This is a genomic window from Methylobacterium symbioticum, from assembly GCF_902141845.1.
Classification (GTDB): Bacteria; Pseudomonadota; Alphaproteobacteria; order Rhizobiales; family Beijerinckiaceae; genus Methylobacterium; species Methylobacterium symbioticum.
In genome coordinates this window covers 1-3169 of sequence record NZ_CABFPH010000207.1, presented here as the reverse complement: position 1 = coordinate 3169, position 3169 = coordinate 1, and the positions used below count along the sequence as shown (strand labels likewise).

The 3169-nt window shown below is 75.0% G+C and carries 2 protein-coding genes and 1 pseudogene; all 3 read right to left on the bottom strand.

Translation table 11 applies throughout. From position 1 onward, the window contains the following. Positions 1-1071: pseudogene (locus MET9862_RS30905) on the bottom strand (MotC family chemotaxis protein); the annotation flags it as partial. Beyond that, positions 1068-2462, bottom strand: coding sequence for a MotB family protein (locus MET9862_RS28740; RefSeq protein ID WP_142586279.1), 1395 nt, complete (start codon positions 2460-2462; stop codon positions 1068-1070). The gene MET9862_RS28740 and the pseudogene MET9862_RS30905, both read right to left, overlap by 4 nt. Before the next feature lies 1 nt (position 2463). After that, positions 2464-3169, bottom strand: a 706-nt coding sequence (locus tag MET9862_RS28735; RefSeq protein ID WP_306438920.1) for a hypothetical protein, incomplete at its 5' end; no start/stop codon positions are given.

Below are 3169 nucleotides of genomic sequence, written 5' to 3'. Positions count from 1 at the left end.
ACTCTGCCGAGATCGGGTGTGGATCGGCGCGGAGTTCTGATGCCGACCGGCTTCGTGAGCACCCGAATGGCCAGATGTCGATGGCTCACAGCCTGGTGCGCGGTAGAGCCGGGCCTGGGCGGCGGGGCGCGATTCGGGCTCGGCGAGGCCGGCCGCGCGCTCGGCGGCGAAGATCGCGGTCTCGCGCCGGCCCTGGTCGAGGGCGGCGCGGGCGACCAGCAGGTAGAGGTCGCGCCGTCCCTCCGGCTCGATCTCGTCGAGCATGCGCTCGAGCTGCGCCACGCGGGCGCCGTCGCTCGCGAAGTCGAGGCGGGTCAGCGCCGCGGCGGAGCGCTGGCGGGAGTTGCCGGCATAGACCGAGCGGCGGGAGCGGCGCAGCTACTGGGTCGCCAGCGCCTCGAAGCGCCGCGCGTCGCCGCCCTGCGCCACCACGAAGATCTCGCGGCGCAGGGCCCCCTCCTCCACCAGGGTGCCGGGGGCGAGCAGACGCGCGAGGTCGAGCAGCTCGATCGCCCGCACGGGCGCGTCGCGCACCGTCACCGCGGCCTGGGTGAGGGCGAGCTGCCCGGCGAGGCTCGCGGGCATGGTGCGCGGGTCGAACTTGGCGAGCAGCGTGCGCGCCTCCTTCTCGCGGCCCTCGAGATAGGCGAGCGCGCCGAGCACCAGGGGCGCCTCGGCCTCGCCGAGCTTGCCGCCGTCGAGCATGCGCCGCAGCAGCGCGGGGCCGCCACCGGCCAGGGCGAAGGCCACGCCCGCGCGGGCGTTCTCCGCCACCGCCCAGGTCTCGGGCTCGACGGCGGCGAGCCGGCTCTCGATGTGGACGAGGAGCTGGCGCTGGGCGAGGTGGGCCTGGGTCGAGCCGCGGGCGATGCGGTCCTGCAGGAGCTGCAGGGTCCGCACCAGCTCCACCGGCAGGCCGCGGGGCGTCACCGGCAGCGCCTCGACGGGCTTGGGCGGCTCGCCATGCCCATCGCCATGGCCGTCCCCGGCGGCCTGGGCCGGGGCGGCGAGCATCGCGAGGCCGGCGATCAGGGCGAGGCGCGCGATGATGAGGCGGCGCGGAGGCCTCATTCCCCCTGTCCCCGGAGCAGGATCTCAATGCGCCGGTTCTCGGCGGCCTTCGGATCGGGGCTGCGCGGCAGGCGGTCGGCATAGCCCTCGATGCGTTCCAGCCGTTTCTCGTCGATGCCGGCGCGGACCAGCATGTAGGACGCCATCTGAGCGCGGGCCGAGGACAGGCGCCAATTGTCGTAGGTCTCGGAGCGGAAGGGCCGTCCGTCCGTGTGGCCGCGGACCACGATGCGGCCGGGGCGGGCAGTGAGCACCTTGGCGATGCGCTCGAGCGCCCGCACCACCTTCGGGCTCGGCTCGGCCGAGCCGATCTGGAACATGCTGAAATTGATCTCGTCGGTGACGCTGATCAGCACCCCCTCCCCCGTGCGCCGCACCTCGATCCGCGGCGCCGGAGCGCCGAGGCTGAGGGGCTGCACCGCCTTGGCGATCTCGGCCTTGATCTCGGCCATGGCCGCGGTCTCGGCCGGGCGTGGGTCGGGGCCGGCCTCCTTCGCCAGATCCTTGACGGGTTCCTTGGTGAGGTCCTTGGCGGGATCCTTGGCCTCTGCCTTCGCTGCTTCCGCCTTCGCCGCCTCTGCCTTGGCCGCTTCCTTCGCGGCGTCCTTGGCCTCGCGGGGCGTCTTCAGGGCGTCGCGCACCGCCGAGGGCAGCTCGGCCTCGGCGGAGGCGAGCTGCACCGGCTTGCCCGCATCTTTGCCTGCCTCCTTCGCGTCGCCCTTGGGGCGCGGGCCCTGGGCCACCTGGCCGCGGGCGTCGAGGCGGGTCTCGCTCGGCGTGCGGGACACGGTGTTCACGGCGCCCGGCTGCTCGCTGCGGGCGCGGGGCAGCGCCTCGGTCTGCCAGTAGAGCGGGTCGAAGGGATCGCGCGCGGCCTCGCCGCCGCTGATGCCGGGCTGGCCGGTCTCGAGCGCCGTGGCGTCGGCGCTCGCCACCTCCGAGCGCTCGCCCTCGGCCGCGAGCTTGGCCAGCACCGCGTAGGGGTCTTGGAACAGGGCGGATTCGCGGGCGCGGCTGCCCGGCGCGGCGGGCTCGCCCCGAGAATCGGTCTTGGCGGCGCCCTTGCCCTCGCCCTTGCCTTCCCCCTCGCCCTTGCCCTCGGCGTCGGTCTTGCCGCCGCCGGGGCTCGCCGGATCGGAGGGCGTGTCCTGCGGGTCGGAGACGCCCTTCCGGTCGTGGGTGACCTCGGCGAGCTTCACCGGGTTGAAGTATTCCGCGATCGACTGCTTCTGCGCCTTGCTGGTGGAGTTGATCAGCCACATCACCAGGAACAGCGCCATCATCGCGGTCATGAAGTCCGCGAGCGCGATCTTCCAGGCGCCGCCGTGGTGGCCGTCCTCGTGATCGCCGTGGCGCTTGATGATGATGATCTCGTGGTGGCCCTCGGCCATGTCAGCTCTCCGCCACCGCCGCGGCCAGCAGGCGCGTCCAGGCCGCGAGCTGGGTCTCGATCACGGTCTGGTCGGCCACGACCGAGACCTCGGTCGCCTCGCCGGGCGCGAAGGCGATCGTGTCGGCGAGCGGCCCGAGCCGGTCGCCGAGCGCCGCGAGCAGGTCCTCGGGCCCGCTCACCCGCACCTGGGCCGCCTGCGGGTCGGCGAGCAGGCGCTGCAGGGCGTCCCCGAGCTCGGCCACGGCGCGGCGGCGCAGGGCGTCGGTGAGGACGGGCACGAGCAGCCGGGCGATCCGTCCGGTGAGCTCCGCGTCGAGGGCGCGCAGGGCCGCGGCGAAGCCGGAGGCCAGGCTTTCCGCCTCGCTCTCGCTCCACTGGCGGCGCGCCTCGGCGAAGCGGGTCTCGAAGGCCGCCCGCTCCTGTTCCAGCCGGGCCTCGGCCTCGGCGCGCGCCTCCGCCAGCCCCTCGGCGCGGCCGCGGGCCTCGGCTTCCGCCAGGAGCGCGGCGCGCTCTTCCGGCGTCTCGACGGGTGCGGGGGGCGGCGCCTCGACGGCCGAGCGCTTCAGGCCCGCCCAGGGATTGGCGAAGGGGTCGGGATTGGCGAGGGGCTCGATCGAGGCCACGGCGGGCGCGGGCGGGGCCGCCGCGGCGAGGGCGACGGCGAGCGGGATGATGCCGGGCCGGGCCGGGGCGGCAAAGGCGCTC